The following is a 5,525-nucleotide window of genomic DNA, read 5'->3' as shown; positions in this document are numbered from 1 at the left end:
TACGGCCGGTGTCCCGGCGGCTGGTAGAACGCGTCACCGGCCTCGTACACCTCCTCCCGGTCCCCGGAGGTGAAGCGCACGCGTCCGGCGATGACGTAGCCCCAGTGCGGACACTGGCACGCCCCACCGGGCAGCGCCTGCAGCGGCCCGTCAAGGTCGGCGTCGGCCGAGAAGGACACGAATTCGACGGTGTACCCGTTCATCTCCTCGCGGCGGTCGGTCACCGGCCCGAATTCCTGGACGTTCGTCGCGGACAGTTTGGAAACCCTTGGCATCGCTGTGGCTCCTCTCCGTGATGACTCCGAGACTTCCCGTCGTTTTCGAGTCGACCACTTCGCGCAACGGGGCGCATCCGGGGAGGGCTGCCGAGCACCTCCGGGTGTGGGATCGGCCCCCCACGTGACGGGCGGCTGTTCACCAACGAGCGCGGGGAGTGGTCGGCTCGTCCACTTACTTCCGCGTCTGGCAGGAAGCACGCACGCCGGCGCTCCCGCCGGCCGCCGTCGCCTCACCGCTCGCCTCGTACAACTTCCGGCACTCGGCCTTGTCGGCGCGGTGTGCGGCAGCGCGCCTTCGGGAACCAGCCGGTACATCACCTGGCGTAGCGTGACGCCGCCCTCGTAGCTTTCCACGATTTCCCGGGCTCGGTCGACAACCGTCGGCCACCGGATCCGCTCCCGCGCCATACCGGTACTTTGTAACCCTCACGCGGCCATCGGCCCGGAACACGGGTCAGCCGACGGTCGATGCAACCCTATCCGGGGCTAGCGCGGCCTCCAGCCGGTCCAGCCGTTCGTAGAGGGCACGGACCCCAGGCGGGCGCGGTTCTGGATGCCGCACACGGTGCCCTCCAGCGTCACGGACAGCCGGCCTTCCGCCTCGCGCAGGACGACGTCGGCGAGCGCCCGGGGCCCGCTGCCCCTGGGCAGTTGGTTCGCGCGGCGCCTGACGTCGGAGGCGACCGCGTGGGCGTGGCCGGTCAGCTGGAGGCCGATCTGCTCGTAGTGCAGGTAGAACGCCTCCAGCGGCCACACGGTGCGCTGTGCGGTGAACGGGATGATCCCCAGCAAGACGGATGCCAGCGGCATCACGGCCAGGAGGCGGCGCAGCTGGCCGCGCATGGCGTCGGGATCGGCGGTGCGGAAGCGCAGGACGGACTCCTCGATGAGGACCACGAAGAGCCGGCCTCCCTCGTAGAGGAAGCTGAGCGACCACGTCGACGACCAGGGCCGGCTGCTGTTCATGGACTCCCCCGCCCTCGGTCTGGGCCAGGTCGCCACCGGCATCGCCCCGGACACCGGCATGCTGCAGACCAGCGACGGCGAGGACCCGATGCCGGTGGCGCTCTTCGAGCCGGAGCGCGCCATGATGTCCCAGCTCCCCGGGAGCGAGCCGCGGGAGATCCAGGTGGAGGGCGCGATCACGGCCGGACTGCGGCGCTTCCCCCGCGGCTTCGCCGATCTGCGAACCATCCCCGGCTGGACACTGCACCGGCTGACCGACGACCAGCTGGAGCTGCGCTCCCCGGACGGCGGGATCTACTCACGCATCACCGTCCCCGCCTCACCCCACTGGTACTCGGCAGCCCTGCACCACCGGTACGTGCTGTGCTTCTACGGCCCGCAGCTCGGGGTGCGCACCCCGCCGGGAAACACGACCGAGCAGTACACCGACGCCAAGCGGCTGGAAGAGTTCCGTACCGCCCGCGGCCGCGGCCTGGTCGCCGACGGCATCATCGCCTACCACAACAACCGCTGACCCGGCCGGCCCCGCCCCGGCCTCATGTGACGCCGGGGCGGGTGAGACCGAGCACGACCGGGGCCTCCCCCGCGGGTCCGTCTTCGACCCAGAACCGGTGAGCGGACAGGATCGTGCGCAGCGCCTGGTGCATGGCGGCCTGCTGGGCATGGACCAGCTCAGCGGGCAGGTGGAGGGCAGCTGTCACATCCTGCCGCCACAGCACTCGCAGCGCATGACGACGCCCTGGGACCGGGGCCAGGCCCACCCCGGTCTCCTCACCGTCCGCTGCCGCCTCGAGGTTGTACGGCGGCAGACCGATCAACAGCACGACCTCGAGGGCGGCCCGCGCCAGCTGTTCCTGCGCCTCGGTGAGCTCCGCGCCGTCCAGCACGGCCAGCGGCGCGAAGTAGCGTGCCTGCCGTTCATGGTCCCCGCCGCGTGGATCCACGGTGTCGCTCCTGCCTCCCGTCCGGTGTGCGCGCGCGTGGTCAGGCCTCCGGAGCGATGATCTTGTTACCGCTGCTGAGGTGGGGGCGGAGCGTGTACTCGCCGTCCGGCGACGGGCGGTGCGGTCCCCCGTCCTCGGGCTCACTCACGCCGATCACGGGCCAGAAGATGCCCTCACCGTCCATCACCCAGGCGGCGATGGGCGCGGTGTATGGCGCGAAGGGCCCGAACTGGTCGGCCTGCACCTTCCACCCGGGAGCGGCCGGCAGGACCGAGACCACGCGGTGGTAAGGCACCAGTTCCTTGAACCCCGGCACCTTCGTGACGGGGACGAGTTTGGGGCTGTCCGTCATCGCCACCATCGCTTCGTCCTTCGGCCCCCGCTTCTCCACGGGCAGCGAATACTCCCGCTCTCCCTCAACGATCTTCGCTCCCCACCCTGTCGGGCTCCACTTCATGGCCGGTCCTCCCCTGTGATCGATCTACGGCTGATCGACGCCACCCACCTGGCAGCCGCGGTAGTACGGCTTGGGTGCGGCTCTGCGTGAGTGAGATCGCCGATCAGGCTGAGAGGCCGTAGGCGTGCTGGTCAGGCTGGGGACAGAGGCGTTCGCGCTCCCTCGCGGTGTGGAAGATCCAGTACTCGGGGAAGTCGTTGTTGCTGATGACGGCCCGCCGTCGCACGGTCGGCTGCGCCCGCGCTCGCGGCCGACCCGCGCGACACGCTCCGGCCGCTCGAGGCCGCGGTCGAGGCGAGCACCGCCGTGGAGAGCATGAGTGCGAGCAGGAGGCGCTTCATCGGGTGCGCTCCGCGGGCTCGTAGGACGTGGTGGCGGTGTGGTGGCGGCGTCCCGGGGGCAGGAGGCGCCACAGCCGGCCGCCGGCGGTGAAGGCGGCGAGCATGCCCAGGTAGACCAGGGGCGTGCAGGCGCCGCCCAGCGAGGAGTGGCCGGTGGCGGTGAAGGTGACCGTGGCGTCGTCGCTCAGGTACGGGATCCCGGCCCAGCGGTACGTGCCCCGCGGGTGCGGGTCGGCGGCGAGAACACCGGCGGTGAAGGCCGACCGGCCGGCCTCGATCAGCGCGTAGCTGCCGAACTGGACGACGAGCATGCACACCGCCCCGGTGGTCCAGGTGGGGCGCTGGTCCCAGTCGCCGTACTCGGCGGCCAGGTACTCGGCGGCGAGCCGCCGTAGCCCGCCCAGCTGGCGCAGCGCGTCGGTGGTGCCGACGTCGGCCGCGGCAGCGTGCAGGTTGACGCGGACCTCTCGGCGCTTGGCCACGCGGGAGCGCCGGGGCAGGTCGTGGAGGAAGCCGTCGAGGCGCCACACCGCGTACTCGATGCGCAGCCGGTCGATCGTCGTCAGGGTACGGGGCATCTCATGTCTCCTCGGCAGGTGGGGCAGGCATGGGCGGGACCGGCTGCGACAGCACGCCGTTGACCGTGGCGGCCAGCGCCAGCCAGTCCGCGGTCGCCTCGGCCAGGGCCGTGTAGCCGCTGGCGGTGGGCTGGTAGTACTTGCGCGCCGGACCCGAACGCGATGCGACCAGCCGGGAGCTGATGCGCCCCTCCCGCTCCAGCCGTGACAGTGCCGGATAGACCGTGCCGTCCGAGATTCCCGACAGACCGGCAGCCCGCAGCCGCTGTACCAGTTCGTAGCCGTACGACTCGCGTTCGGCGAGCAGCCGCAGCAGCAGCGGTGACAGGACTCCTTTGAGCAGTTGGGGATCGTGTGTCGGACTCATGAAGCTCAGACTAGGAAAGGTACCTTGCTTAGTCAAGTAGCAATCCAAGCCGAGTACCGACGCCGGACCGTTACGCGCCCTGGGCATCGACCCGGCCGTCGGCCCGTCGGAAAACAACACCCACGGTCGGCCCGGCAGCGCAAGCGCCAGATCGATCCGCCAGCGCTCACTGCCGGAGAGCGAGCCGGCCCGCACGTGCGCCCGGCCGCCCCACCCCGCAACTCATCGACCCGATGGGTGTTGTCGCGGTGTGGGCACGGCGGCGAATCGCGAAGTCGCGGCCGCTGTGGGGGCGAGCGAGCGGACGGGAGCCTGTCAAACGAGCGGCCCTGTCCCACATTCGGCAGTAACATAAAGTGACACTCGTCACCTGTAGCGATTTATCCAGCTCAGGCTCCACATCGGCATCTAACTGATCGTTTCAGAATGAGTTGAGCTGCGGGTCTTGCGCTCGACGATCTTGGTGGGCAAGGTGTCCGGGTGCATGCTGATCTTGTTCCGGACGACCTGTGGGAGCGGGTGGCCCCGCTGCTGCCACCCGCTCCCGAACGACGCCACCGGCATCCCGGGCGGTTGCGTGTTCCTGACCGGACAGCACTCGCCGGCGTCCTGTTCGTGCTGCGGGCCGGTGTCGCCTGGCGGGACGTCCCGGCCGAGACCGTGGGCTGCTCCGGAGTCACGGCCTGGCGTCGGCTGCGGGACTGGACCGAGGCCGGCGTGTGGCCACGCCTGCACGCCGCCCTGCTGACCGAGCTGCGCCGCGCGGACTCGTTGGACCTGGACGACTGCGCCGTGGACGGCTCGCGCGTCCGGGCCCTCAAAGGGGGGACCATGTCGGCCCCTCGCCCGTCGACCGTGCCCGTCCCGGCTCCAAGCACCACCTGATCGTCGACCGCCACGGAACCCCGCTCGCCGTCACGCTCACCGGCGGCAACCGGCACGACATCACCCAACTCCTGCCCCTGCTGGACGCCGTCCCGCCGATCCGGGGACTGCGCGGACGCCCCCGCCGCAAACCCCGGCGCCTGTACGCCGACCGGGGCTACGACTTCGACAAGTACCGCCGCCTGCTGCGCAAGCGCGGCATCAAACCGATGATCGCCCGACGTGGCGTCGCCCACGGCTCCGGACTGGGCAAGGTGCGCTGGGTCGTCGAGCGCACCTTTGCCTGGCTGCACCAGTTCAAACGGCTCCGCATCCGCTACGAGCGACGCGCCGATCTCCATCAGGGCTTGCTCGAACTGGCCTGCAGCCTCATATGCCTCCGCCGCCTGCGAACCTCACCCTGAAGCGATCAGTGAGCTTCTTCAGCGTTGCCGCTCCAGGGTGAGGATGGCCTTGATGATTGACGTCATGCGGTTGGGGCTGCACCGGGACCTGCGGAAGATCTGCCAGGACTTCAGACGGGCGACGCCGCGTTCGACCGGGGCCCGTGCCGCGGCCAGGGCCCGGTTGGCTGTCTTCTCGGTAGGGGTGAGTTCCTGCAGGGGCCTGCGTTTAGAAATCATCTCATTTGGTGAGTCTGCGGTAGCAGATGAGGGTACAGGCGATGCCGGCGAAGGCGAGGAAGTGTTCGGCCTTGCGTTCGTAGCGG

At 70.2% G+C, this 5,525-nt stretch carries 7 protein-coding genes and 4 pseudogenes; 3 read left to right on the top strand and 8 right to left on the bottom strand.

All coding sequences use genetic code 11. From position 1 onward, the window contains the following. The coding region (locus tag ABZ862_RS38225; RefSeq protein WP_360969163.1) for a cupin domain-containing protein at positions 1-275 on the bottom strand (275 nt) is incomplete at its 3' end. Positions 276-401: 126 nt separating this feature from the next. On the opposite strand from ABZ862_RS38225, the pseudogene ABZ862_RS38220 reads away from it, so the two are divergent. After that, positions 402-550, top strand: a pseudogene (locus ABZ862_RS38220) (site-specific integrase); the annotation flags it as partial. A 182-nt stretch (positions 551-732) separates the two neighbouring features. On the opposite strand, the pseudogene ABZ862_RS38215 reads toward ABZ862_RS38220, so the two are convergent. Beyond that, positions 733-1,004, bottom strand: a pseudogene (locus ABZ862_RS38215) (restriction endonuclease); the annotation flags it as partial. Next, positions 1,005-1,202, bottom strand: a pseudogene (locus ABZ862_RS38210) (Scr1 family TA system antitoxin-like transcriptional regulator); the annotation flags it as partial. It abuts the pseudogene before it with no gap. 40 nt (positions 1,203-1,242) lie between these two features. Here ABZ862_RS38210 and ABZ862_RS38205 point away from each other — a divergent pair. After that, positions 1,243-1,758, top strand: coding sequence for a hypothetical protein (locus tag ABZ862_RS38205; RefSeq protein ID WP_360969160.1), 516 nt, complete (start codon positions 1,243-1,245; stop codon positions 1,756-1,758). A gap of 22 nt (positions 1,759-1,780) precedes the next feature. Here the strand turns inward: ABZ862_RS38205 and ABZ862_RS38200 are convergent, their stop codons facing one another. The 4 genes from ABZ862_RS38200 to ABZ862_RS38185 form a co-directional block, all read right to left on the bottom strand. Then, entirely contained in the window at positions 1,781-2,188 is a 408-nt protein-coding gene (locus ABZ862_RS38200; protein ID WP_360969157.1) for a hypothetical protein, read from the bottom strand. Positions 2,189-2,228: 40 nt separating this feature from the next. Continuing rightward, complete coding sequence (locus ABZ862_RS38195) at positions 2,229-2,645, bottom strand: hypothetical protein (protein WP_360969154.1); 417 nt, start codon at positions 2,643-2,645, stop codon at positions 2,229-2,231. 337 nt (positions 2,646-2,982) lie between these two features. Continuing rightward, entirely contained in the window at positions 2,983-3,564 is a 582-nt protein-coding gene (locus ABZ862_RS38190; RefSeq protein ID WP_360969152.1) for a hypothetical protein, read from the bottom strand. Between the two features lies 1 nt (position 3,565). Then, positions 3,566-3,931, bottom strand: a complete 366-nt coding sequence (locus tag ABZ862_RS38185; RefSeq protein ID WP_360969149.1) for a PadR family transcriptional regulator — start codon at positions 3,929-3,931, stop codon at positions 3,566-3,568. Positions 3,932-4,411: 480 nt separating this feature from the next. Between ABZ862_RS38185 and ABZ862_RS38180 the strand changes: the two genes are divergently transcribed. Beyond that, positions 4,412-5,220, top strand: a protein-coding gene (locus ABZ862_RS38180) for an IS5 family transposase (protein ID WP_360969146.1) whose coding sequence is annotated in 2 segments (ribosomal slippage) — positions 4,412-4,751 and positions 4,751-5,220 — 810 coding nt in all. Because the reading frame shifts where the segments join, the coding sequence is not laid out codon by codon here. Positions 5,221-5,238: 18 nt separating this feature from the next. On the opposite strand, the pseudogene ABZ862_RS38175 reads toward ABZ862_RS38180, so the two are convergent. After that, positions 5,239-5,430, bottom strand: a pseudogene (locus tag ABZ862_RS38175) (transposase family protein); the annotation flags it as partial. Positions 5,431-5,525: the final 95 nt, after the last annotated feature.

This window comes from Streptomyces sp. NPDC047000, assembly GCF_040644295.1.
GTDB lineage: Bacteria > Actinomycetota > Actinomycetes > Streptomycetales > Streptomycetaceae > Streptomyces.
This window is presented reverse-complemented; position numbering and strand designations above follow the sequence as displayed.

Excerpts from the sequence above, each read along its gene's own strand:
- ABZ862_RS38205 (WP_360969160.1), top strand. The coding sequence starts at position 1,243 with ATGGACTCCCCCGCCCTCGGTCTGGGCCAGGTCGCCACCGGCATCGCC.
- ABZ862_RS38195 (WP_360969154.1), bottom strand. The coding sequence starts at position 2,645 with ATGAAGTGGAGCCCGACAGGGTGGGGAGCGAAGATCGTTGAGGGAGAG.
- ABZ862_RS38190 (WP_360969152.1), bottom strand. The coding sequence starts at position 3,564 with ATGCCCCGTACCCTGACGACGATCGACCGGCTGCGCATCGAGTACGCG.
- ABZ862_RS38185 (WP_360969149.1), bottom strand. The coding sequence starts at position 3,931 with ATGAGTCCGACACACGATCCCCAACTGCTCAAAGGAGTCCTGTCACCG.